20 protein-coding genes are annotated in these 25,535 nt (G+C 37.8%); 16 read left to right on the top strand and 4 right to left on the bottom strand.

Going from position 1 to position 25,535, the window contains the following annotated elements; translation table 11 throughout:
- Positions 1 to 32 precede the first annotated feature (32 nt).
- A complete protein-coding gene (locus tag ACH6EI_RS16705; protein ID WP_099330784.1) occupies positions 33 to 1,706 on the bottom strand; it encodes a ribonuclease J in 1,674 nt (557 codons plus the stop codon).
- 216 nt (positions 1,707 to 1,922) lie between these two features.
- On the opposite strand from ACH6EI_RS16705, the gene ACH6EI_RS16700 reads away from it, so the two are divergent.
- From ACH6EI_RS16700 to ACH6EI_RS16685, 4 genes are all read left to right on the top strand, one after another.
- Positions 1,923 to 2,066: a hypothetical protein gene (locus ACH6EI_RS16700; protein ID WP_167387312.1), complete on the top strand. Its 144-nt coding sequence runs from the start codon at positions 1,923 to 1,925 to the stop codon at positions 2,064 to 2,066.
- A gap of 68 nt (positions 2,067 to 2,134) precedes the next feature.
- A complete protein-coding gene (locus ACH6EI_RS16695) occupies positions 2,135 to 2,281 on the top strand; it encodes a hypothetical protein (protein ID WP_157774321.1) in 147 nt (48 codons plus the stop codon).
- Positions 2,282 to 2,462: 181 nt separating this feature from the next.
- Positions 2,463 to 4,049: a type 1 glutamine amidotransferase family protein gene (locus tag ACH6EI_RS16690; protein WP_099000038.1), complete on the top strand. Its 1,587-nt coding sequence runs from the start codon at positions 2,463 to 2,465 to the stop codon at positions 4,047 to 4,049.
- 147 nt (positions 4,050 to 4,196) lie between these two features.
- Complete coding sequence (locus ACH6EI_RS16685; RefSeq protein WP_099000036.1) at positions 4,197 to 4,421, top strand: transcriptional regulator; 225 nt, start codon at positions 4,197 to 4,199, stop codon at positions 4,419 to 4,421.
- A 96-nt stretch (positions 4,422 to 4,517) separates the two neighbouring features.
- On the opposite strand, the gene ACH6EI_RS16680 is transcribed toward ACH6EI_RS16685, so the two are convergent.
- Positions 4,518 to 5,249: a ZIP family metal transporter gene (locus ACH6EI_RS16680; protein ID WP_028413939.1), complete on the bottom strand. Its 732-nt coding sequence runs from the start codon at positions 5,247 to 5,249 to the stop codon at positions 4,518 to 4,520.
- Positions 5,250 to 5,713: 464 nt separating this feature from the next.
- Between ACH6EI_RS16680 and ACH6EI_RS16675 the strand changes: the two genes are divergently transcribed.
- Positions 5,714 to 7,099, top strand: a complete 1,386-nt coding sequence (locus tag ACH6EI_RS16675; RefSeq protein ID WP_028413938.1) for an amino acid permease — start codon at positions 5,714 to 5,716, stop codon at positions 7,097 to 7,099.
- 369 nt (positions 7,100 to 7,468) lie between these two features.
- Positions 7,469 to 7,669, top strand: coding sequence for a hypothetical protein (locus tag ACH6EI_RS16670; protein WP_028413937.1), 201 nt, complete (start codon positions 7,469 to 7,471; stop codon positions 7,667 to 7,669).
- A gap of 89 nt (positions 7,670 to 7,758) precedes the next feature.
- Here the strand turns inward: ACH6EI_RS16670 and ACH6EI_RS16665 are convergent, their stop codons facing one another.
- Together ACH6EI_RS16665 and ACH6EI_RS16660 are read right to left on the bottom strand one after the other, a co-directional pair.
- Positions 7,759 to 7,968 carry an alpha/beta-type small acid-soluble spore protein gene (locus ACH6EI_RS16665; RefSeq protein ID WP_013058452.1) on the bottom strand — a complete coding sequence of 70 codons (210 nt, stop codon included), beginning with the start codon at positions 7,966 to 7,968 and terminating at the stop codon, positions 7,759 to 7,761.
- A gap of 90 nt (positions 7,969 to 8,058) precedes the next feature.
- Positions 8,059 to 9,042, bottom strand: a complete 984-nt coding sequence (locus ACH6EI_RS16660; protein WP_028413936.1) for a LacI family DNA-binding transcriptional regulator — start codon at positions 9,040 to 9,042, stop codon at positions 8,059 to 8,061.
- A 326-nt stretch (positions 9,043 to 9,368) separates the two neighbouring features.
- Here ACH6EI_RS16660 and ACH6EI_RS16655 point away from each other — a divergent pair, with 326 nt between their 5' ends.
- From ACH6EI_RS16655 to ACH6EI_RS16610, 10 genes are all read left to right on the top strand, one after another.
- Complete coding sequence (locus ACH6EI_RS16655) at positions 9,369 to 10,610, top strand: MFS transporter (RefSeq protein WP_028413935.1); 1,242 nt, start codon at positions 9,369 to 9,371, stop codon at positions 10,608 to 10,610.
- 21 nt (positions 10,611 to 10,631) lie between these two features.
- Complete coding sequence (locus tag ACH6EI_RS16650) at positions 10,632 to 12,089, top strand: glycoside hydrolase family 32 protein (protein WP_205161311.1); 1,458 nt, start codon at positions 10,632 to 10,634, stop codon at positions 12,087 to 12,089.
- Positions 12,090 to 12,362: 273 nt separating this feature from the next.
- Complete coding sequence (locus ACH6EI_RS16645) at positions 12,363 to 13,823, top strand: protein adenylyltransferase SelO (protein ID WP_099000032.1); 1,461 nt, start codon at positions 12,363 to 12,365, stop codon at positions 13,821 to 13,823.
- Between the two features lie 590 nt (positions 13,824 to 14,413).
- Positions 14,414 to 15,865, top strand: coding sequence for a glycoside hydrolase family 68 protein (locus tag ACH6EI_RS16640; RefSeq protein ID WP_099330786.1), 1,452 nt, complete (start codon positions 14,414 to 14,416; stop codon positions 15,863 to 15,865).
- Between the two features lie 356 nt (positions 15,866 to 16,221).
- Positions 16,222 to 19,008: a sigma-54-dependent transcriptional regulator gene (locus ACH6EI_RS16635; RefSeq protein ID WP_108674537.1), complete on the top strand. Its 2,787-nt coding sequence runs from the start codon at positions 16,222 to 16,224 to the stop codon at positions 19,006 to 19,008.
- A 254-nt stretch (positions 19,009 to 19,262) separates the two neighbouring features.
- Positions 19,263 to 19,703, top strand: coding sequence for a mannose/fructose/sorbose PTS transporter subunit IIA (locus ACH6EI_RS16630; RefSeq protein ID WP_014460796.1), 441 nt, complete (start codon positions 19,263 to 19,265; stop codon positions 19,701 to 19,703).
- Positions 19,700 to 20,194, top strand: a complete 495-nt coding sequence (locus ACH6EI_RS16625; protein ID WP_013056296.1) for a PTS sugar transporter subunit IIB — start codon at positions 19,700 to 19,702, stop codon at positions 20,192 to 20,194. Before ACH6EI_RS16630 ends, ACH6EI_RS16625 begins: the two co-directional genes overlap by 4 nt.
- A 12-nt stretch (positions 20,195 to 20,206) precedes the next feature.
- Positions 20,207 to 21,013: a PTS mannose/fructose/sorbose transporter subunit IIC gene (locus tag ACH6EI_RS16620; RefSeq protein ID WP_013056297.1), complete on the top strand. Its 807-nt coding sequence runs from the start codon at positions 20,207 to 20,209 to the stop codon at positions 21,011 to 21,013.
- Positions 21,014 to 21,039: 26 nt separating this feature from the next.
- A complete protein-coding gene (locus ACH6EI_RS16615) occupies positions 21,040 to 21,867 on the top strand; it encodes a mannose/fructose/sorbose PTS transporter subunit IID (RefSeq protein WP_013056298.1) in 828 nt (275 codons plus the stop codon).
- A gap of 86 nt (positions 21,868 to 21,953) precedes the next feature.
- The gene (locus tag ACH6EI_RS16610) at positions 21,954 to 25,532 is read left to right on the top strand and encodes a glycoside hydrolase family 32 protein (RefSeq protein ID WP_108674538.1); all 3,579 of its coding nucleotides are present in this window, start codon (positions 21,954 to 21,956) and stop codon (positions 25,530 to 25,532) included.
- Positions 25,533 to 25,535 lie beyond the last annotated feature (3 nt).

Here is a 25,535-nt window from a genome sequence, read left to right as displayed (position 1 = left end):
AGTGGGGACTAAGGCAGTTTTTGCTGGAGGGATTAAACTTCAATAATGATGGGAAGAATCATAGGTCTTCTTTTCGTTTGGTTATATAAGAACTGTCCAAGGGTGGTCTTAATTTCTTTTTTCATGATGTTCCATTGGTGAACGTGCGCTTTTTGCAATTGATTTACAATTTTAGTCACTTGTCGATTAACGTCTTTTAATAGCTGCTCTGAGTCTCTTGTATAAACAAAACCTCGCGAAATTGTATCTGGACCCGACACAATTTTTCCTTCCGTTTTATTTAAAGTAATCACAATAACCAGCATACCATCTTCTGAAAGCTGTTTGCGGTCACGTAAAACCGCATTTCCAACATCCCCAATGCCAAACCCATCTACATATACATTGCCTGCAGAGATTTTTCTTGTTTGAACAGCTGTTCCGCCCTTGATGTCGACAATATCACCGTTATTTATAATAAAAATGTTCGCTTTTTCCACCCCTACGGATTCTGCTAATAAGCTGTGGTGATGAAGCATTCGAAACTCACCGTGAATGGGGATAAAATACTTTGGCTTCATCAATGTAGCCATTAATTTTAGTTCTTCTTGATAGCCATGTCCTGATACGTGCATGCCTGTTGCGCTTCCTGAACCGTAAATCACATGAGCCCCGAGTGTGAAAAGACTGTCGACAATACGAGAGATATTACGTTCATTGCCAGGAATAGGCCCTGCTGATAAAATGACCGTGTCTTCAGGAAGAATCTCTACTTGTCGATGATTTCCGCTGGCTAATCTAGATAAAGCGGCCATCGGCTCGCCTTGGCTTCCAGTGCAGAGAATAGCGACTTGTTCAGGCGCAAGTGAACGTACTTCATAAGGTTCAATCAGCATCCCTTCAGGAATGGTTAAATATCCTTTCTCTAAGGCAACTGATACAACGTTAACCATGCTTCTTCCTAGCAGCGCAAGCTTTCTGTTCGTTTTAATCGCTGCATCGACAATTTGCTGTACGCGGTTAACATTCGAGGCGAAAGTAGAAATAATCACTTTTCGCTTTGCTTTACGAAAAGCTTCTTCTATATGTTTGCCAACTAGCTTTTCTGAAGGCGTAAATCCGGGGCGTTCAGCATTTGTACTTTCTGATATTAAAGCCAGTACACCTTCACTGCCGATTTTCGCCATTTTATAAAGATCTGGATATTGGTCGTTAACAGGAGTTAAATCAAACTTAAAATCTCCCGTATGTACAACAGCTCCTTCAGGCGTATGAAAGACAATTCCAAGACAATCTGGAATGCTGTGATTCGTTTTAAAAAAAGAAAGCGGAATATTGCCTAATGTAATTTCTGACTCTTCGTTGATTTCAATAAGCTCCGTCTCAGCAGATAATTGATGTTCCTGCAGTTTAATATCGATTAATCCGAGTGTAAGGCTTGTTGCATAAATGGGGAGGCTTAACTGTTTTAGAAGATAAGGAATACCTCCGATATGATCTTCATGACCATGCGTAACAACCAGTGCTCGAACTTTTTCTCGGTTCTCTTGCAAGTATGTAATATCAGGTATGATCAAATCAATTCCTAATAAACTTTCGTCAGGGAATTTAGAGCCACAGTCAATTACAATGATGTCATCATCATATTGAACGGCATACATATTTTTTCCTATTTCATTAATGCCCCCTAAAGCAAAAATGGATAGTGTGTTTCTATTTATACTCACACTTAGTTCCTCCTATATTTTCAAAATGAATATGCAGAATTTCTACTCTTAGTATGAACATTTATTTCTGGTGCATTCTGTTAAATATGGAGATTTTATTTTTATTCAATATGAGGATGCAAGCAAAAAGAAAAGAAAGTCATTTTCCTAATACTACCTCTTATTTTCTTTTTATAACTCCATAAAATATAGACGTTACACATGGAGGTGGATGAAATGAGTAAACAAAATAAGAGCATAAACCAAGGAGTCAGCAGCAGTGCAGCAGCTCCTGTTGATAATGTGAATAAAAATATTTTATCAAACGATATTCATACAGATGAGCTTCAAAAAGCAAAAGCAAGTCGTCATAACAAATAAAAGAGTGACAGACAATAGAGCAGCTTTGAGCTGCTCTGGATAAAATAGAGATAGGGAAGTGAAAAAACGTGTCAGAACACAAAAATTCTCAGTATAAAGTAGAAAATAAGTCAACGCCTAGTCGTCCTCTTGAATATAAAGAACGCGCAAACGAATCAAAGAGTACACGTCAAATGCTGCGCAGTATTCTCGAATATTCAAGTCGTTATCGTTAACAAATTTTACATATAATCATGGGCATATTTAAAAGGGAATGTCTCGACAAATATAAGGTATAAAGAACCTTTTTTGAAAAAATATATATTATTTACAATAAATTTAAAAAAATCATAAATGAACCTGCTATAATCCTCTTGAAAAGACAAGCGTTGCAAAAATTTGAGGGGAGCATTTTATATGCGGAAAAAATATAATCGCGTAGGTTATGCCGTTTTGACAATGTGTACAGCTTTATCTATCTCACTGCCTTTTACTACTCATCCAGCATCAGCAGAAAGCGCTGCTGACCCTGCACCAGAAATTAAAGCTTCTGTTGTAAATGAAAACAATGGTAAAAAAATCTTGTTTGATAATACCCATGGTCAAACGGCGGGTACAGCAGATTGGGTTATTGACGGAGGTTTTTCTGATTTTGGGAAAGGGCTGGCTGGCAGCGGGTTTGATGTAAAAGAGCTGCGGAAATCTACGCCGATTACATACAGTGACCTTAGCGGCTATAGTGTGTTTGTTGTGCCAGAAGCAAATATTCCGTATAAATCTTCTGAACAAGCTGCCCTTTTACAATATGTTCAGAACGGGGGAAGCGTCTTCTTTATTGCTGATCATTACAATGCAGACCGAAACAAAAACCGCTGGGATTCTTCAGAAGTTTTTAACGGTTACCGTCGTGGAGCATGGACAAACCCAGCAAAAGGCATGACAATGGAAGAAGCAAACTCTGAGGCAATGCAAAACGTAACAAGTTCTGACTGGTTAGCAAGTAACTTTGGTGTTCGCTTTCGCTATAATGCCATTGGTGATGTGACAGCCAATGATATTGTATCTCCTTCTCAAGCATTCGGTATTACGCTAGGTGTTTCCACCGTTGCTATGCATGCAGGTTCTACGGTTGCTATTACGGACCCAAACAAAGCAAAAGGAATTGTGTATCTTCCTAAGACAACGGCAAAATGGTCAAATGCTGTAGATCAAGGAGTGTATAACGGAGGGGGAAGAGCAGAAGGTCCTTTTGCTGCTGTTTCAAAAGTAGGGGCAGGTAAAGCTGCTTTTATAGGAGATTCTTCACCGGTTGAAGATGCTACACCAAAATATAAACGAGAAGATACAGGATCTTCTAAAACCACATATGACGGATTTAAAGAACAAGACGATTCTACACTGCTTGTAAATATGGTCAATTGGTTAGCGAAGCAAGAAAGCTATACTTCTTTGAATCAAGTATCAGGACTTCAATTGGATCAAGCTACAGCATTACTTTCGTCTGAAACGCCAAGTCAGTCCACTGAGCCTCAGCCAGAACCATGGTCAGCACCTACAGCAGGGTATAAATGGTACGATACGTCAACTTTTGCATCTGGTTCATATGGTTATAAAGGTGGAACTACGCAACCACCAACTGCTAGTGCTTACACATTTGAACATCAAGCCATTTTACCAACGAGCGGCGTATTCCAAATACGCGTAAAGGTAAGCGGGCTTTCAGCTAACACTGCGTACAGCACGTTTAATCTAGGTGTATATAACGGATCGGGAACTCAAATTGCTAAAGTCCAAAACGCAGATGGAAGCTGGCCGTCATCCTATGGATACAGCAGCAATTTTTCAATTACAACGGACGCAGCTGGAAATGGAGAAAAGGTTGTAAATGTCCAACTAAATCCAAGTGCAGCGGGGAGTGCTAATCTCCGTTTACGCCAAAGCAGTACGAACGCATATACAGAAGCTGTAACGGTAGGGAACGTAGCGGTTGAACCACTGCCTTAATAATAGTGAAAGCAAGCACTTGCGCTTGCTTTTTTATTGTTGTATTTCCTATCTTTGAGGTTAAAGAAACGTCAGAGGAGAGGCTTATCCATAAAGGAGAAATATGATATCTTAGAAGAAAGAATGAAGTAAAAGGAGTCAGCTAATATGTCTAAATATAAAGAATTAGAGACAGTTTATCTAATGGATAAGATTAAAGAATACAAAGAATTAATTTGGAGAGTAGGGCCAGGAAGTGAAAGAACAATAGAAGCTGTTCAAGAGATTCAAGGAATGGAAAAAGAGTTAAAAGCACGGAATGCAGAATTTGAAGCTACGGATTGGAAAGCTTTTACTCAGGAAATAAGAGAGAACTACGATTTTATTTATTAAGAAGACACATTCATCATAATGTGCTTGAGATAAATATCTCCAAGTAGAAGGCTTTCTGTTTTCTACTTGGAAACGATAAAAGTAGTATGAAGACGATTAAGAAAAATGATCCAGTATCAATGAAGCAAGTAATCCAAGTGCAGCAATCAATCCTGTAATAGAACCTCCTTCTTCATAGGCCTCTGGCATCATTGTAGAACCTACCATAGCAATAATACCACCGCCGGCAAAAGCAGCAAAAGCAGCCATAAGTGTCTCAGATGCATGATCTAAAAAAACAAAGCCTGTCCATGAACTAAAAGCTGAAATGAACAAAACAGCTGCCCATAGTAAAAAAATTTTCCTCTTAGAGAATCCGCTTTTTACTAGACCGGTCGTACTGGACAGTCCTTCAGGAATATTACTTATAAAAATAGCGATAACAAGAAGCCAGCTAACGGTTGCATTTTCAATTAAGCTAGCTCCAATCATAATGGACTCTGGGATTGCATCCATGACGGTTCCTATAAATATAGCAATTCCAGAACTATTCGCGGCCATTTGTTTGGTAGACCTCTTTCTTTTATTCGCTCCTTGACGTGAAATTAGATAGTCTAAAAAAGTAAAAACGACAGCCCCCGCAAGGAACCCAAGAGAAGTAGCTTTTAACCCGCCGCTATGAACCGAGTCTCCAAGCAGCTCATAGGTAGATGCTCCAATTAATACACCCGTCCCAAAAGCCATAATATAACCAATTATCTTTTTGCCGATAGGCAAAAAAACTGCTGCCAAAGCACCAAGAAGGACAGCTGATCCTGAAATTCCGCCCCACATCGCAGCTTGCCACATGAAAAATCCCTCCTCATCTCTATTTTCTATGGATACTTTCCCTAAGAAAAGAAAGAAAAAACGTAAAAGTAGAAAAAAGGAATTTATTCGATTAAGTAATGGTTTCATTTCGTTAACCTTGAGAAAGAGAGTGTTCCAGCATCCAAGCTGAGACTATATTTATTTTAATATTCATAAAATTTTAATTATACTGAAATAAAAAACTATTTTACGAAGATGACTGATTTGACAGAGGTAAATGGTTTACTTAAGTGTTTTTCTGAAAAAAACAATTGTATTTCTGAGGAAAATTTATTATTATAAAATAAGTAATTATACAGTCGAATAGCTAAAAATAGAAAAAATAGTTTAGTTGTAAAGGTACTAGGTAAAAATGGAATGATTTAAAAACGACAGCTGTTCCATCAGAAACAGAGAGTATCTTTCCTAACAGAGCTATAACAAGTTTAGGAGGAGGAAATGGAATGGCAGACAAAGAGTTAAAAAGAGGCTTAGAATCTCGTCACATTCAAATGATCGCGCTTGGTGGAACAATTGGCGTTGGATTATTTATGGGATCAGCAAGCACGATTCAATGGACAGGTCCATCGGTATTGCTTGCTTACGCAATTTGCGGAATGTTTATTTTCTTTATTATGCGTGCTATGGGCGAAATGCTGTACATGGAACCAAGCACAGGTTCATTCGCTACATTTGGCCACAAATATATTCATCCATTAGCAGGTTATATGGCTGCTTGGAGTAACTGGTTTCAATTTGTAATCGTAGGGATGTCCGAAATTATAGCGGTAGGAGCATATATGCATTACTGGTTCCCTCATTTACCAGCTTGGGTGCCTGGTATTATCGCCATGTTGATTTTAGGCACAGCAAACTTAGTTTCAGTGAAATCATTTGGAGAGTTTGAATTTTGGTTTGCGATGATTAAAATTGTAACGATTATTTTAATGATTATCGCAGGACTTGGATTAATTTTCTTTGGATTTGGAAATGATGGAGACGCAATCGGGTTATCAAATCTTTGGGCACACGGAGGCTTCTTTGCAGGCGGATGGTCAGGCTTTTTCTTCGCGCTATCTCTTGTTATTGCAGCTTATCAAGGAGTCGAGCTAATTGGGATTACAGCTGGTGAAGCAAAGGATCCTAAAAAAACGTTAAGAAACGCAATTCAAAGCATCATCTGGCGCATTTTAATTTTTTATATTGGCGCTATTTTCGTCATCGTGACGGTATATCCTTGGAATGAGTTAGATTCTTTAGGAAGTCCATTTGTATCTACATTTGCTAAAGTTGGTGTTACGGCAGCTGCAGGTATCATTAACTTTGTAGTCATTACGGCAGCGATGTCAGGCTGTAATAGCGGAATCTTTAGTGCAGGACGCATGCTTTATACGCTCGGTGTAAACGGTCAAGCACCTAAATTCTTTACAAAAATTTCTCGCAACGGCGTTCCAATTTACAGTACGCTCGCTGTTATGATTGGATTAGTAATTGGTGTTATTTTAAACTACATCGCTCCACCTAATGTATTTGTTTATGTATACAGTGCTAGCGTGCTTCCTGGTATGATTCCTTGGTTCATTATTCTTATCAGCCAAATTCGTTTCCGTAAAGCTAAAGGTGCTGAAATGGATAGTCATCCTTTCAAAATGCCTTTTGCGCCTGTAACGAACTATGTAACCATTGCTTTTCTACTAATGGTGCTTGTAGGCATGTGGTTTAATGATGAAACGCGTATTTCACTTATTGTAGGGGTTATTTTCCTCGCTCTCGTTGTCATTAGTTTTTACGCATTCGGAATCAATAAACGTATGATACCTGATACAGAGAACGGTCAAATAAAGAAATAAATATGCTTTTTCATAATCGAAAAGCAAAACAAAAAAACGGCTGATAAAAGCCGTTTTTTTGTTTTGCTTAAATAAAAGACATAAGAAAAAATGTCATTAAATGCACAAAACGAAATACTCGTTCAAATGCAGGAGGAGAACGAGGAAGCGGGAGATGTTATTGATGTATTTATGAAAGAGTATAAAACAGAAGAAATTATTGAATAGCACGTAATTGAGAAGAATATTGAGTGGTTTTGTTGAATAAATAAAAAGAAAACACCTTTATTTTTTATTGAAAAAGAAACGGACGTAAGAAAACTTCTTGTTTATCAAGAAGTTTCTTTTGTATCTGAACATTAGTTTGTATACGCAGGTAGGGGAGAGGTGATGAAGGTGAAAAAAATTGGTGAAGGTCACGTCTTTTTTATTATTCTCGGAGGCCTGTTTATTTTAATAGGTACACTCTTTGCAAATACTTCTGTTTATTTTCTCATCTCCGGATGGATAGCAGCTGTCTGTTGTTTAGGAATCAGTGCTGTACTAAAGAAAGGAAAAACAAAATCAGTCAGTAAAGAAGATGAGCAATAATAATTTTTATATAAAGATGGAAATTAAATATATGAAAAGGAAGAATGGATATCCATTCTTCCTTAAGTCATGGTGTGTATGAAATTGTCTTAGAAACGTCCGCCGCCAAGTTGTTGCTCAGCTAATTGTACAAGACGTTTTGTGATTTCGCCGCCTACTGATCCGTTTGCACGTGCAGTAGTGTCAGCTCCTAAATTTACTCCGAACTCGCTAGCGATTTCATATTTCATTTGATCGATTGCTTGTTCAGCTCCGTATACTAATAATTCATTATTATTGCTGCTTTTATTGTTTGCCATTGTATTCAACTCCTTTCTGTAACGTTAAGGTGTGAATAAAGGAAGAAGAATATGCAACAAACTGATATTTATTTTATAAAAAACATATTTTTACGTCGTTTGCCCTTCTAGAAGCTTAACAGGAAGACAGATTTCACGGGGGACATTACTAAATTCTCCTTCAATTTCTTTTAGTAAAATATCAATGGCTGTTTGAGCAATCGATTCGATTGGCTGTTGAATTGTAGTTAGGCCAGGTAACAAAGTCTGACTGGCTTCTGTTCCATCATAGCCCACGATTTTTAAATCTTTTGGGATGCATTTTCCTCTTTTTTGTGCTTCAGCAACTACTAAAGCTGCAAGTAAGTCATCGCTTGCAAAAATACCGTCTACTTCCGGATGTTCTTCAAAAACCTTAGAAATAGTTTCTCGCTGAATGTTGCGGTCAAAGGTATTTGAAATCTCATACGTGATAGGCTGTTTTCCGTACTGTTTCATCACGTTTTCATATGCTTTCCTTCTTAAGTTAGCTGGAGTTTCAAGTTTAAGGGGACCGTTAATATGAATAATATGCTTACAATCTTTTGAAATAAGCAATTCCGTGGCTTGTTCTCCTCCAGAATAGTTATCAGAAGATACGGTAGGAATATCTTTTGATAAATAATGATCGACTGCTACTACAGGAAGGCTTTGACTTTCGGAATCAAAAATACCTCTATTATAAGTAACGGCAATAACACCGTCTACCTGATTTCTGATAAGCATTTCTACATATTTTTTTTCTTTATCAATGCGATTCAGACTGTTACAAAGAAGTACTTTGTAGTTAAGGGAAGCACATATACTTTCAATATGAAAGGCTAACTCTCCGAAAAAAGGGTTGCTCGTTTGCGGGACAATCATCCCGATTAAATTTGTTCGCTTATTAAATAATGAACGCGCAATATCATTTGGGAAATAATTAATTTCTTTCATTGCTTTATAGACATTTTCTCGCGTTTCTTTGCTTATGTAACCACGGTTATTTAATACACGAGAAACTGTAGTCGGTGAAACACCTGCAATTTTTGCTACATCACTAATTTTGGCTTTCATCTAGTTTCCTCCTAATTTCTCCAAAACCTTGCTTTTATAGTATATATCTGCTGTGGAAAAGCCTTAAAATAAATGCAATCAAGCAAGCAGCTTTCCAGTCGCTACGTTTTATTTTGATACATAAAAATCTATGTAAGGATTGTAAACGGTTTATTGAACAACTTAAACATACCACAAAGCCCACTTTTACGCCTAATACAAGCTTTTTGCAATATAAAATGTGAAACCGGTTGACATATGAAACCGGTTGACATAAAATCAAGTTGAAAGTGCTTTCATTTTGTTAGATAAAAGATTTTATATCTTAAGCTAAAGGGGTAACTAAAATGAAAAGTTCAAAAAGTTTATATTGGAAGCTGAGTGCATATTTTTTCTTCTTCTTTTTTACGTGGTCGTCGAGCTACTCTTTATTTTCTATCTGGTTAGGGCAAGAGATTAAGTTGAACGGATCAGCTACAGGCTTAATCTTTTCTGTAAACGCTATCTTTGCATTGTGTATGCAGCCTTTGTACGGATATATATCTGACAGGATAGGTTTAAAGAAACACATTTTATTTTTTATTAGCTGTCTTTTAGTGTTTGTAGGACCATTTTATATTTTTGTTTATGGGCCCTTACTTCAATACAATGTGTTGATAGGAGCTATTATTGGAGGCTTATATTTAGGAGTAGCGTTTTTGGCGGGCATCGGAGCGATTGAAACATACATAGAGAAAGTCAGCCGAAAATATAAATTTGAGTACGGGAAATCTAGAATGTGGGGGTCATTAGGCTGGGCTGCAGCTACATTCTTTGCAGGACAACTATTTAACATTAATCCTCATATTAATTTTTGGGTGGCATCCGTTTCAGCGGTTATCCTAGTGGCTATTATTTTTTCTGTGAAGGTAGAAATGAGCAGCTATGAAATGGAAAAAGCTGAATCTGTCACGCTGAGAGATGTAGGTAATTTATTCTTATTGAAGGAATTTTGGTTTTTTATGATTTATGTTGTTGGCGTTACGTGCGTGTATGGGGTATACGATCAGCAATTTCCTATCTATTACGCATCTTTGTTTCCTACTGAATCGATAGGTAATCAAGTATTTGGCTACTTAAATTCGTTTCAAGTATTTTTAGAAGCCGGAATGATGTTCGCAGCACCGTTTATTGTAAATAAGATCGGTGCAAAAAATAGTTTGATTTTAGCAGGGTTTCTAATGGGATTTCGTATTATTGGGTCAGGACTTGTGGTTGGTCCAATTGGAATATCTTCGATGAAGCTTATTCATGCATTAGAACTTCCTATTATGCTCATTGCCATCTTTAAATATTTGGCAGCTAACTTTGACACGCGCCTATCTTCTATCCTTTATTTGGTTGGATTCCAATTCGCTTCACAAATAGGTGCTTCAGTTCTTTCACCCATAGCGGGAGGATTATATGATAGCGTAGGCTTTTCCCGTACCTATTTAATTATGGGAGGTATGGTTTTGGTATTTAACGTTATTTCCATGTTTACACTACTAAACTCTAAAAAACATAAGTTTATAAGAAAAGATGTACAAGAAAACACGCAGATTATATAGGGGGATATGATGATGTTAACGATAAATAAAATCGAGCAAGCTCAACGTTCATTAAATGAAGCAGAGAAAAAGGTAAATCATCAATATCGGTTAGGGTATCATATTATGGCGCCAGCGAACTGGATTAATGATCCGAATGGGTTGGTTCAGTATAAAGGAGAATATCATGTTTTTTATCAACATCATCCTTATGACGAGAATTGGGGACCGATGCATTGGGGACATGTCAAAAGCAAAGATCTTGTTCATTGGCAGCATTTACCGATTGCTTTAGCTCCTGGAGATACATTTGATAAAGATGGATGTTTTTCTGGAAGTGCCGTGGATAACCAAGGAGAGCTTACGCTAATTTATACAGGACATAATTATATAGACAAAGAGCTGGATACTTTTTTTCAAAACCAAAATATAGCTGTTAGTAAAGACGGCATTACCTTTGAAAAAGTAGAGGTCAACCCAGTTATTGCGGAGCCGCCGGCAGATAGTTCTCATCATTTTCGAGACCCTAAAGTATGGAAGCACGAGGATTTCTGGTATATGATTCTAGGAAACTCAACAAAGAAACAAGAGGGACGCGTTATTTTATACCGGTCTTCAAATTTACGAAAATGGGAATATGTTGGCGTCCTTGCTAAAAGCGATGGAGATCTAGGATATATGTGGGAGTGTCCGGACTTCTTTGAGTTAGACGGAAAGCATGTGTTAATGATTTCTCCTCAAGGGATAGAAGCAAAAGGTGATTCCTATCACAACCTTTTCCAAACGGGATATTTAGTTGGAGAATATAGTTATGAAACCAATACCTTTCATCATGGGTCATTTACTGAATTAGATCACGGCCACGATTTTTATGCTGTTCAAACGCTTTTAGATGATAAAGGAAGACGAATTGCAATCGGGTGGATGGACATGTGGGAAGCTAATATGCCAACGAAAGAGGATGGATGGTGCGGTGCGCTAACGCTTCCGAGAGAACTAACTTTAAGAGAGGATAAAGTGTTAATGAACCCCGTCCAAGAGCTGACATTACTTCGGAAAACTCAATATAATATGCTAACCAATAAAGCTCTTTCTGAAAGCTATGTAGTAGAAGTAAATGAAGATTTGCTAGAGATACAAGCTGTATTTGATTTAGCGGACTGCCAAGCTTCATCAGTAGGAATAAAAATTTGTGGAATAAACAATGAAGGAACGCTTATGTGTTATAACCTTAATGAGCAAAAGCTAGTGCTTGACTGTACTCACTCGGGAAAAGAAGATGGAGTGAGGAAAGTAGCGTTGCAAGCAGGTGAGACACTAGCTTTACGAATATTTGTGGATCGTTCTTCCATCGAAGTATTTGCAAACGAAGGACAAGCTACCATGACAAGCCGCATTTATCCAAAAGAAACCAGGCTTGGAATTGAGTTATTTACTGAAGGAGGAGACGTAATCGTAAAAGAGTTAACGTATTGGAATTTAAAAGATATTTGGGGGTAAAATACAGAGGAAGAAGTATATTAATACTTCTTCTTTTTTGAGCATTTAATAGCTCGTCAACAAAGTGGCGGTATATAAATGGATAAGGCACTTTAGATTAAAAGTACGAGCAAATACGATATAATAGTAAAAGAGATAATGAATGAAAGAGAAACTGTCCTGCTCTAAGATGCCCAAAAGAAAGCAGGATAGAGCAGGGCTGCTGCACTTATAAAACCACGATCAGTAAAGAAAAGAGTTATGTTTTAAGACACAAGAAGAAAAGGAGATACGATGACTAATCAAAAAGAAACAGGATGGAATTTACGTAATAGCTATGCGGAGTTACCAAACATTTTTTTTACGCCTCTTGATCCTAATCCAGTGAGTTCACCTAAAATAGTCAAATTTAACGACTCTTTAGCCGCATCTCTAGGGTTACAAAAAGAACAGCTGCAAAGCCAAGAAGGAGTTAGCATTTTGGCTGGAAACAGTGTTCCAAAAGGTGCTTTCCCACTTGCACAGGCTTATGCAGGACATCAATTTGGCCACTTTAACATGCTAGGAGACGGACGGGCTATGCTGATAGGGGAGCAAGTTACGCCTTCGGGTGAACGAGTGGATCTTCAGCTTAAAGGCTCAGGCCGAACTCCGTATTCCCGGGGTGGAGACGGTCGTGCAGCTCTGGGACCTATGCTGCGTGAGTATATGATTAGTGAGGCGATGCAGGCCCTTGGTATTCCGACTACTCGGAGCCTGGCAGTCGTAACAACAGGCGAATCCATTGTTCGCGAAAAAGAACTGCCGGGGGCGATTTTGACGCGTGTAGCTTCCAGTCACCTTCGTTTTGGCACATTTCAATTTGCTGCAAAATGGGGAACAGTCGAAAACCTTCAAGCTTTAGCTGACTATGCATTAGAACGTCACTTTTCCCACATAGAAAAGAATGAAAAAAAATATTTATCATTGCTTCAAGAAGTGATTAAGCGTCACGCTACCCTAGTTGCTAAATGGCAGCTTATTGGTTTTATTCATGGCGTCATGAATACGGATAATATGACAATTAGCGGAGAAACAATTGATTATGGGCCATGTGCATTTATGGATACCTATGATCCAGAAACTGTATTTAGTTCAATTGATGTACAAGGGCGCTATGCATATCAAAATCAACCAGGCATTACAGGGTGGAATCTTGCGAGGTTTGCTGAAGCTTTATTACCTCTGTTGGATCAAGATATAGAAAAAGCAGTTGAAATAGCACAAAACGCCGTGACGGAATTTCCAAAATTCTATCGAGAAAACTGGCTGGCGGGTATGCAGGCTAAACTTGGGCTTTTTAACGAAGAAAAAGAAGATGAAGCATTATTCCAAGAGCTTCTTAGCATGATGAAAACCTATAAAGCTGACTATACAAATACATTTCGTGCATTAACTTTCAATAAGCTAGGAAAGAGTGACCTGTTTGAAAGCGAAGAATTTGCACAGTGGCAGGAGTTATGGCAGAAAAGACTAGGCAGACAAAAACAATCTAAAGCAGAGTCGGAAGAGCTTATGAAACATAACAATCCCGCTGTCATTCCTCGAAATCACCGAGTAGAAGCAGCGCTAGATGCAGCACAAAAAGGAGACTACAGCGTTATGGAAGATCTTCTAGAAGTGCTTTCTAGCCCATATGAATCGCCGGATCAGTCAGAGTATTGTACACCGTCTGCTCCGTCTAATCAGCCTTATCAAACGTACTGCGGCACTTGATTTATTTAGATAAGAACAGCTATTTAAAGACAGCATAAATGAAATCAAAAAGAGCTCTTTATAAAGAGCTCTTTTTGATTTCCTGAAAAATGTATGATTGATTAATTGAAATGATAGCGATTCCTTGGGAAGAGCTGCATAAAATTTAACAGTATAAAAGAATCAAAATAAAAAGAGATTACCTAATTCTTTTGTCTCTTATTATTACCAGTAGAAACTATTATATAATAAATTATTCCACTATTTCACAAAAAATACATTAACGATATTTTCTTGAAGTTTGGGTACTTTAACAGCTGTAGAAAAGCTTATAAAAGAATAGTAGGTTAAATATGATGATGAATTTGCCGATTTAATTAAAAAGTTAAAGATTTAAGACTTTATAACTAAATTAAAAAAACAAAGGGAGAAAAAAGGGTATGATCACTCCATTTTACCTATTTGACTTTTCAATATTATGCAAGTAATCTTGGAAAGGTAATGGAACCGGTTCTGTTATTTCACCAGATGGATATGACTTCTCGATACATAGAAAATGGATCACTTGTGAGTAACACAAGAAAAAGTATGATACAAAAGGGAGAAAACAGATGAACATTAAGAAAATCGCAAAGCGAACAACAGCATTATCTTTTGCTGCAGCTATGTTAGTAGGTGCTGGACCTCAAACATGGGCAGCTGAAAGCAATCATAAAGATACAAATAATAATTATAGAGTTTCTCATATTACACGTGATAACATGCTGAAAATTCCTCAGCAGCAAAAAAGCGAACAGTTTAAAGTTCCAGCTTTTGATAAAGCAACAATCAAAAATATTGCCTCTGCAAAAGGGTATGATAAATCGGGTAATTTAATTGACTTAGACGTATGGGACAGCTGGCCTCTGCAAAATGCTGACGGAACAGTAGCCAACTACCATGGTTACCAAGTTGTATTTGCGCTAGCAGGCAATCCTAAAGATGCGGATGATACATCTATTTATGTGTTTTATAAAAAAATAGGTGAAGAGTCGATTGACAGTTGGAAAAATGCAGGAAGAGTGTTCAAAGACAGTGATAAATTTGTACCGAATGACCCTCATTTGAAAAAACAAACACAAGAATGGTCAGGATCTGCTACTTTAACATCAGACGGAAAAGTACGCTTATTCTATACTAATTTTTCAGGTGCAAACTATGGAAAACAAACTTTAACAACAGCTCAAGTAAATGTATCTCAGCCAAGTGCAGATACGTTAAAAATTGAAGGTGTTGAAGATCATAAATCCATTTTTGATGGTGATGGTAAAAAATATCAAAATATTCAGCAGTTTATCGACGAAGGCGCATATGGTTCAGAAGATAATCATACGTTGAGAGATCCTCACTATGTAGAAGATAAAGGGCATAAATACCTTGTGTTTGAAGCAAACACAGGAACTGAAGATGGTTATCAAGGGGAGGATTCTCTTTACAATCGAGCTTACTACGGTGGAAACAATCCGTTTTTCCAATCAGAAAAAGAGAAATTACTGCAGAGTTCTAATAAAAAGAAAGCCTCTTTAGCAAACGGCGCATTAGGCATTGTAGAACTAAATAACGACTATACCTTAAAAAAAGTAATGGATCCACTGATTACCTCAAACACGGTAACAGATGAAATTGAACGCGCAAATGTATTCAAAAAAGATGGAAAATGGTACTTATTCACAGATTCTCGCGGGTCTAAAATGACCATTGATGGTATCGGCCAAGATGACGTATATATGCTAGGATACGTATCAAATACGCTGACAGGAAAATACAAACCGCTAAATGATACAGGACTTGTTTTACATATGAACCTCGATCCTAATGACAAAACGTTCACGTATTCACATTTTGCAGTTCCGCAAGTTAAAGGAGACAATGTCGTGATTACAAGTTACATGACAAACAGAGGCTTCTATTCAGAGGAACACTCTACGTTTGCTCCTAGCTTCTTGTTAAGTATTAAAGGATCAAAAACAGCTGTTGTGAAAAATAGTGTTTTACAACAAGGACAATTAACTGCAGATAAATAATTTTTAAAAACGAAAGAGAATGGCGACAACTGCTGCTGTTTTCTTTCGTTTTATTATGTAAGCAAAAATATGCTGTAACTGCAGTGCTAAGTAAAATGAAAAAGTAGTATATACAGATTCACAGTTATTCAAAGAAAATGAAACATTCAGACAGACTATAACTTTAAGAATGAAACCGGTTGACATGCAAGGTTGACTAACTTAATATATTTACATATAATGGCTTGAAACGCTTTCATAGATTAGTATGACATGATGGTACTTATAGATGAAATAACTTGTAGTAGTAGGGAATGCCTCATTTCTTTGAAAGAGAACCTCCCGATCGTGAACTGAAAATAAAGAAGGTGCTTCTAATGAAACGAATTGATAAGGTATACAATCAGCTGTTGAGTAATTTTCAGGGGTTTACAGAAGTGGAACTTTTACATAAACAAGGAAGCTCAGCGATTGAAATTGCTGAACAGTTAGATTTAGAGAGATCTAATGTAAGTCTTGAACTGAACAAACTTGTCCGGATGCAAAAAGTAATCAAAATTAAAATGTTCCCCGTTCGCTACGTTCCGCTAGAGATTGTCGAAACCATTTTTCGTCAAAAGTGGGATACGAATAAGATGGAAGTAGAAAAACTAGAGCAGCTATCTAATGAGGGAAAAGAAGAAGCTCTTCCTGCTAATCCTTTTGAATTAATGATTGGAGCTACAGGCAGTTTGAAAAAATCGATTTCTCAAGCAAAAGCTGCTGTTCTTTACCCGCCCAACGGATTACATATGCTGCTATTAGGCCCCACGGGATCAGGAAAATCTCTTTTTGCAAAACGAATCTATCAATTTGCCTTATATTCAGAGAGGCTAAAAACAGATGCCCCGTTCATTACCTTTAACTGCGCTGATTATTACCATAATCCTCAATTACTTCTTTCTCAGTTATTTGGTCATAAGCAAGGGAGTTTCACTGGAGCAACTGAAAGTAAAGTAGGTTTAGTAGAACAAGCAAATGAAGGCATTCTCTTTATGGATGAAATACACCGGCTTCCTCCTGAAGGCCAAGAAATGCTTTTTTACCTCATTGATCAAGGCACGTACAATCGCCTAGGGGAAACAGATCATAAGCGAACGTCTAAAGTATTAATTATTTGTGCTACAACTGAAAATCCCGGTTCAGCCTTACTGCAAACTTTCTTAAGAAGAATTCCGATGACTATCCATATTCCGTCATTAGAAGAGCGATCTCTAAAAGAAAAGATTCGTCTCACAACGTTTCTTTTAGAACAAGAAGCTAAACGAATTAATAAAAAGCTAAGTGTCCACATTGATGTATTAAATGCTTTAATACACACTGAAAAATTCGGGAATGTAGGGCAGTTAAAGTCCAATGTACAGCTCGTTTGCGCACATGGGTTTTTAAATAACCTTGATAGTAAACATATGGTGGAACTTACAGTGAGAGATTTGCCTGACGATATTAAACGAGATTGGATTTCAAATAGTAAAAATATGGAGCGCAGCAGAAAAATTTCTGAATATGTAAACCTCAAAACGATCATTTCTCCGGCTATGGAGAGCCGAGAAATAAAAATGGAGGAAGACGTATCATTTAATTTATATCAGTTAATAGAAGAAAAAGTAGATGTTTTAACAAAAGAAGGTTTATCTCAAGAAGACATCAATCAATATATTCTTACCGACATTCATTTGAATGTTCGGAGCTTTTTTAATCAAAAAAATGGCCAGAGTTCTAATTTAATGAAATTCGTAGAAGATGACGTGATTCAACTTACTAAAGAATTAAAACATTTAGCAGAAAAAGAATTGAACTGTAAATTTGATCGCAGATTTATTCATTTTTTAAGTATGCATATGGACTCCTTTTTAAAGCGAAAAAAACAAGTAGACGTATTAAATACAAAGGAGATAGATGAAATTCGCGAAACATATCCAAAAGAATATGCGGTAGCCCTGCTTTTTAAAAATCGAATTGAAAAGTGGTTTAACATTGTCGTGCCAGAAATAGAAGTCATTTATCTCACAATGGTTATTCAATCCATTCGAACGTTAGAAGAAAATAAGCGAGTGGGGATTGTAGTTGCTGCACATGGAAACAGCACGGCCACTTCTATGGTAGAAGTGGCTACGGAGCTTTTAGGAAGCACTCCTATTATAGCTATTGATGTGCCTTTGACGGTATCTCCGGTCGAGATTGTAGATAGGTTAATCCAGGGAATTAAGACAGTAGATGAAGGAGAAGGCGTATTAATGCTTGTGGACATGGGCTCGCTTGCCATGTTAGAAAGCAAGTTGGAACAAAAAACAGGGACTAAAATTAAAACCATCAGCAATGTGACGACGTCTATGGTGTTAGACACTGTTAGAAAAGTAAATTATTTAGATTTAAATTTATATGCCATATTTGATTCGGTGCAAAAAGACTTTATGGAATTTATAGATAAGCAGCAGCACGTGTTTGGAAAAAAGAAAGCACTTGTTTCTATTTGTACAACAGGAAGCGGTACAGCAAAACAATTAGAAAAAATCTTAACGATTATTTCACGCAAAGTATCTCAAGAACCTATTAAAATTCTAACCGTTTCTTCTATTAAATTAGCAGCAAACATTCGAGAAATTCAAAAAGAATATGAAATTGTTGCAACAGCAGGTACCAAAAACCCTAAGATTGATGCGCCTCATGTATCATTAGAAGTCCTTATTGAAGGGCAGGGAGAGCAAATACTTCAACAGGCAATTACAAAAGAAACGATACGCTATGATGACGAGAAAACCGAAGCGAATATTGTGGTGCGTGAACTTTGCGAAGAAAACTTGCGAAAGTACCTTCTATTTATTAATCCATACCTCATAAGTGAAATGCTGTTAGAGTGGTTAAGTCACGTACAAGATGAGTTAGAAATGGAATTAAGCAACACTGTTATGATTCGAATTGTGATCCATACAGCCTTTGCTTTAGAAAGAATGATAAAAAATGAACCTCTTACTTTTCCAGAGGATGAAGAAATCACTCATCAGTTAGAAAATATTTATCAAAAAACGGAAAAAACATTACAAGCCGTCGAAAAAAAGCTGAAACTTACCTTAACAAGAGATGAAAAATTATTTATTGCTACCATTTTTGCGGATGAAATGTAAAAATCATATTATAATTCTGAGAAACTAGTTTGATTTATATGCCACTAGTTTCTTTTTTTATCCCACTTTTTAAATAACAGAAAAACCTGTATTAAAACGCATGACGTTTTGATACAGGTTTGTTTATTTTAAGAAACCTGTATCAACAACACAGAAAAAGGTATTGAAAAATAAATGAAAGCGCTTAACACTCTTTGTTGGCACGATACTTGCAATAAATAAGTGTAGAACGTAAAAGAGAGGAGCAAGTGTACATGATTTCAGTCATTATTAGTGGACATGGTGATTTCGCACCAGCATTAGAAGGGTCTTCCAAAATGATATTTGGTGAAGAGAATCACGTAGTAGCCGTACCTTTTCTAAAAGGAGAGGGTATCCAAACCCTTGAAGAAAAATATAAGCAGGCACTAGAGGAAATGCCTTTAGAAAATGAAGTGCTTTTTTTAGTCGATATTTTCGGAGGTACACCCTACAATGCGGCTACTCCCTATATCCTTAAAAATAAAACAGCGGATATGGTATCCGGAGTTAACTTGCCTATGCTGTTAGAAGTGTTAGCCATGCGAGAACACGTTACGTTAAAAGAGATGTTAGGAAGATTAAAGCAAGTGAATGAAGAAAGTTTTCAAGTGTGCAGTGAACATTTGGAGAAAATCCAGCAAGCAAACCAAATCGGAGAGGATGGATTATTATGAAAATCGTTTTAGCAAGAATTGATGATCGCTTTATTCACGGGCAGGTATTAACAAGATGGATCAAAACAAATGCAGCAGATCGAATTATTATTGTTTCAGATGAGGTGGCAGCGGATGAAATGCGAAAAACGCTTATACTTTCTGTGGCTCCTTCGAATGTAAAAGCGAGCGCTGTCTCGATTTCTAAAATGACAAAAGCCTTTCATAGTCCGCGTTATCAGGATACAACAGCCATGCTGCTGTTTGAAAACCCCGCAGACATTGTCGCTCTTGTTCAAGCGGGCGTACCTATTGAGACAGTAAACGTAGGGGGCATGCGTTTTGCTAATGACCGAAAACAAATCACCAAATCTGTAAGCGTTACCGAAAAAGATATCGATGCTTTTGAGAAGCTGCAGGAACTAGGCGTAAAGCTTGAGTTGCGCCAATTACCTTCAGATTCTAGTGAAAATTTTATTCAACTACTGAGAAACGAAACAAAAATCAAATAAGGAGATGAGTTTATGTCTTCCATACAAATTATTTTATTATTAGTCATTGCAGCGGTAACTGGCATCGCAAGCGTGTTGGACGAAGGGCAATCCCATCGTCCTCTCATTGCCTGCACGTTAGTAGGCTTGGTGCTTGGAGATTTAAAAACCGGCATTATTTTAGGTGGAACACTGGAATTAATGGCTCTTGGATGGATGAATGTTGGATTGGCGATGGCACCTGATACGGCTATTGCTTCTGTTATTTCAACTATTTTAGTTATCACAGCTGGTCAGGGGATTGGTGAAGGCATTGCGGTAGCTATAGCTTTAGCAGCTGCAGGGCAAGTACTCACCATTTTTGTTCGTACCATCACAGTATTTTTAATTCATCGAGCTGATAAGTATGCGGAAGAAGGAAACTTTAAAGGAATTGAAATTATGCATATTACTGCTATGGGTTTTCAGGCTCTCCGCGTTATGATTCCAACTTTAATTGTTACATTAATCAGCGTAAGCGCCGTGCAAACTTTCCTCGGAAATATTCCGGAAGTTATTACAAAAGGCCTGCAAATTGGAGGAGGCATTATCGTGGTCGTAGGATATGCCATGGTTATCAATATGATGAACATTCCTCATTTAAAGCCCTTTTTCTATATCGGGTTCTTATTGGCGGCATTTACAGGGTTTAACCTGGTAGGATTTGGAGCGCTGGGTCTTTGTTTAGCACTTCTTTATCAGCAAGTAATGCAGCAGCGAAATCAAATGCAGCCGGCGGGCGTTCCCGCAGCTACAGGGAGCGAACAAGTATATGATGATGACGATGATTTAGATGCCTAAACGGCGAACTTAAGGGAGGGATAGAGATGGAAAATGAAAAAAGATTAACGAAAAAAGATATCTTTAGCATGTTCATTCGTTCGAATTTTTTACTCGGTTCATTTAACTTTGAGCGTGTTCAGGCAATGGGCTACTGTTATGTTATGATTCCGGCAATCAAACGTTTATACGGACCAGGGGCACAGCGAAATGCAGCACTAAAGCGGCATTTAGAATGGTTCAATACACATCCATGGATTTCTGCACCTATATTCGGCGTAACAGCAGCAATGGAAGAAGAAATGGCAAACAAAAAAGATTTTGATGAAAAAGCTATCAGCGGAATGAAAATTGGATTAATGGGGCCGCTTGCTGGTGTAGGAGACCCTATTTTCTGGGGAACGCTGCGGCCAGTTCTCGCAGCACTAGGCGCATCTCTTGCGTTAGGCGGGAATATTGCCGGGCCACTGCTGTTTTTCATCTTAATTAATGCCATTCGATTAAGTACAAAATATTATGGATTAAAATATGGCTATTTAAAAGGAACAGAAATTTTAAAAGATTTAGTAGGGAATCGAATTCAAAAACTGACGGAAGGTGCGTCCATTTTAGGACTCTTTGTAATGGGAGCATTGGTTTCGAAATGGACCACTATTAATATACCAGTGGTTGTTTCTAGGATCAAAGATGATTCTGGTAAAGTTGTCGTGAAAACCGTGCAAGACGTACTCGATAGTATTCTACCGGGACTGCTACCTTTAGCGCTAACTTTATTAGTAGCATGGATGCTTCGAAAAGGTACAAATCCGCTGCTTATTATTTTCGGTATTTTCTTAATCGGTATAGGAGGTTATTGGATCGGCTTTTTAGGCTGATAAATAAGAGGAGTCATCTATTCTTCTAGCATCTGCTGGTGAACATGTTTTACATAGCCAGTATGCCAATAAAGGAGGAAAGGAAGATGAAAAGAACCGTCAAAAAGTTATTAATGATTGGAGTCGCTTGTTCTATAAGCTTGTTTTCTGTATACCCTGTATTAGCTGATAATACAGGGTATTATCAAGAAAAATACCGGAATCAATTTCATTTTTCTCCAGAAGCGAACTGGATGAACGATCCAAATGGAATGGTCTATTATAACGGGGAGTATCACCTTTTTTATCAGTATTATCCTTACGGTACCACCTGGGGACCTATGCACTGGGGGCATGCAGTTAGTACAGACTTAGTGAAATGGAAACACTTGCCGGTTGCTCTTTCGCCAGATGAGAACGGAGAGATCTTTTCAGGAAGTGCCGTTATTGATTGGAATAATACCGCAGGGTTTGGAAAAGAAGCGATGGTAGCTATCTTTACGCACTCGGGCAGTAAAGGGCAGGTGCAAAGTCTAGCATACAGCAAGGACAGCGGAAGAACGTGGACCAAATATGAAGGAAATCCTGTTATGCCGAATCCCCCAGTTCCTGACTGGCGCGACCCAAAAGTATTTTGGCACGACCAAACCAAGCAGTGGGTGATGTCTTTAGCTGCTAAAGATAAAATCATGTTTTATACATCACCTGACTTAAAAAGTTGGAAATACGCAAGTGAGTTTGGATCTGACGGAGGGATTCAAGCAAACGGTCAAAGCGGTGCCTATTCATATACTTTGTCTGAACAAAAAGGTCAATCCTTTACTCTAGAGGGAGAAATTACACTTGTAGAAAAGAATGGACGCGAAGGTGCAGGAGGCCTTGTTTTTCGTTCTAATGAAGATGCAACAAACGCATATACCGTCAATTTAGATGCTGAAAAGAACCTCTTAACACTTAACAAAGTAGAGAAAGGAAGCGTAACGACCGTTGTTTCAAAGTCAATGAGGCTGGATACGTCACAAGCGTATCATGTGAAAGTAGAAGCAAACAGTCACCGCTTTAAGATACTGCTAAATGGAAAACAGGTTTTAGAAGGTAGTGATGCATCCTTTGAAAACGGTCAGTTTGGACTAACAGCATGGAATTCCACAGCTGTCTTTCGTCATGTTAAATTTACGAATCAATCTAATTTCATCACCAATCTATCTAACTGGAAATCTGTTACGGGAACGTGGAATGATACTGCTGCTGGAAAAATCGGTAAATCTGACAGCGACGGATATATTATGAGTGAAGAACAGGGAGACCAGTTCATTTACGAGTCAAATATGACATTTTTGAATGAAAACCATGGTTCAGGTGCACTACTTTTCCGAGCAGACGCGGAAGCCAAAAACGGATATATAGCTAGCGTGGATGCTTCTAAGGATACAGTCAAACTAGTAAAGCTTGAAAATGGCATTTCAACTGTACTTGCTGAAACAAACGAAAAAATTGATACGAGCAAATCACATCAAGTAAAAGTAACTGCATCGGGAAATGAACTTGATTTGCATATAGACGATAACTTCACCCTTACTGCAAAAGATGAAACTTTTTCAAAAGGATTGTTTGGACTACATGTTAATCAATCTTCAGTCCGGTTTCAAGACGTTAACATGACAAAGTTTATTGATACAGATGAAAAAGAAATTAAAAATAAAAGTTTTGAAACAGGAGATCTCACCGGCTGGAAAACAATAAAAGGAAATGCATTCACAAATGATCATGTAACGGATGCAACCGCAAATTGGAGCGGTCTTTTTGAACAAAAAGGAAAGTATCATTTATGGGGTTTTTCTGATAAGCAAGATGGCGATAATGCCACTGGAGAATTACATTCGTCTTATTTTAAATTGAGCGGTTCAGGTGAAATTAATTTGTTAATGGGAGGCGGAAACGACCCCACAAACCGCTATGTAGCCTTAGTCCGGGCATCCGACGATAAAGAATTGATTCGTCAAGCGAATACAAAGTTTGCAGATGAAAAGTACCAGCGCTACGTATGGGATGCTTCTAAGTATATAGGAGAAGTACTGTACATTAAAGCCGTTGATCAAGCTGTAGGCGGATGGGGGCATATTAATCTAGATGATGTAAATGTATTTAATACAGAAAAAATGCCGGAGAAAGTAGACAGTGTAGCAAAAGAACCAGAGGAAGCTAAACAAAGAGAAGGCGGAGAGCTTTCAGATTGGAACACAGTGTCAGGAGAATGGGTGAATTCAACTCACGGAAGCAACGGAGGCATTTGGGAGTGTCCTACTTTACTCGAACTGCCGGTTGATGGAGACAGCACGAAGAAAAAATGGGTGCTGCAAGTCAGCATCAATGATGGAGCGGCAGCTGGAGGTTCAGGGATGCAGTACTTTGTTGGCGATTTCGACGGAAAAACATTTAAAAATGAAAATCCGCCAGAGGAAGTGCTTTGGACAGATTATGGTGCCGACTTTTATGCCGCTGTAGATTGGAGCGGAGTTGAAGGAGATAACGGAGAAAAGTATTGGCTAGGCTGGATGAGCAACTGGCAATATGCCAACAATACTCCAACTACTACTTGGAGAAGCTCTATGTCAATCCCAAGAAAAATAGAACTCACCAACACAGCAAAAGGGCTTCGTTTAAAACAAATACCTGTTTCAATTAATTCAATTCGCAATAAGCAAGAAAAAAAGGTGTTGAAGAATCTGATGGTCGTTGAAAATAAAAATCTTCTGTCAGGCATACAGGAAAACAAATATGAAATTATTGCAGAATTCGATGTTTCAAATACAGATGCACAAGAATTTGGTTTTCAAATTCAAAAAGAAGGCAGTGAAAATACAAAAGTCAGCTATAACGTAAACAAGCAGCAATTATTTGTTGACCGAACAAACTCTGGAAGTTTTGATTTTGGTAAAAATGTGAAAGGCAAACACTCTGCTCCCATGCTTCCAAAAGCCGGAAAGGTTAAGCTTCATATGTTTGTAGACCAGTCGTCTGTAGAAGTATTTGGCAATGACGGCACTGCAGTAATAACAGACCAGCTCTTTCCAACGCTTTCAAGCAATAAAATAAAGCTTTATAGCAAAGGAGGAGCTGTAAAATTAAATTCTCTCAAGATGTATCCATTAAAATCTATTTGGAATAAAAGTCCTGTTGACACAAACTTATCTGAATGGAAGAATATTAGCGGACTATGGGCCGATACGATTAACGGAAAACAAGGACGAAGCAAAGAAGATACCTTTACCTTATCATCAAAAGAAGCAAAAAATTTCACATATGAGGCAAAAATAAAGGTGTTAGACGATTCTGTTTCAAATTCTACAGGAGCAGGAGCGCTAGTATTCCGTTCGGATGAACAGGCAAATAACGCTTACGCTGCGAATGTAGATGTGCTTAATAATCAAGTGAAACTCATTGCGTTTAGAGATGGAATAGGAAAGGATCTCATTATTTACGACGATGGGGGAAAGCTGGATTTAAAACCAAATACGGATTACCATCTAAAAGTGATGGCTGAAGGAGAACACATTCAAGTTCATCTCGATGGCAAGCTGGTGATCGATACAATGGACCCTACCTTTTCAGAAGGTTATGCTGGGCTAAACGTGTGGAATTCTACTAGTTTGTTTAATGAAGTGAAATTTGAAATAGTGGATTAAGGG

The organism is Priestia sp. JSM ZJ58, from assembly GCF_044383985.1.
In the GTDB taxonomy this organism is placed as follows: domain Bacteria; phylum Bacillota; class Bacilli; order Bacillales; family Bacillaceae_H; genus Priestia; species Priestia zanthoxyli.
This window is presented reverse-complemented; position numbering and strand designations above follow the sequence as displayed.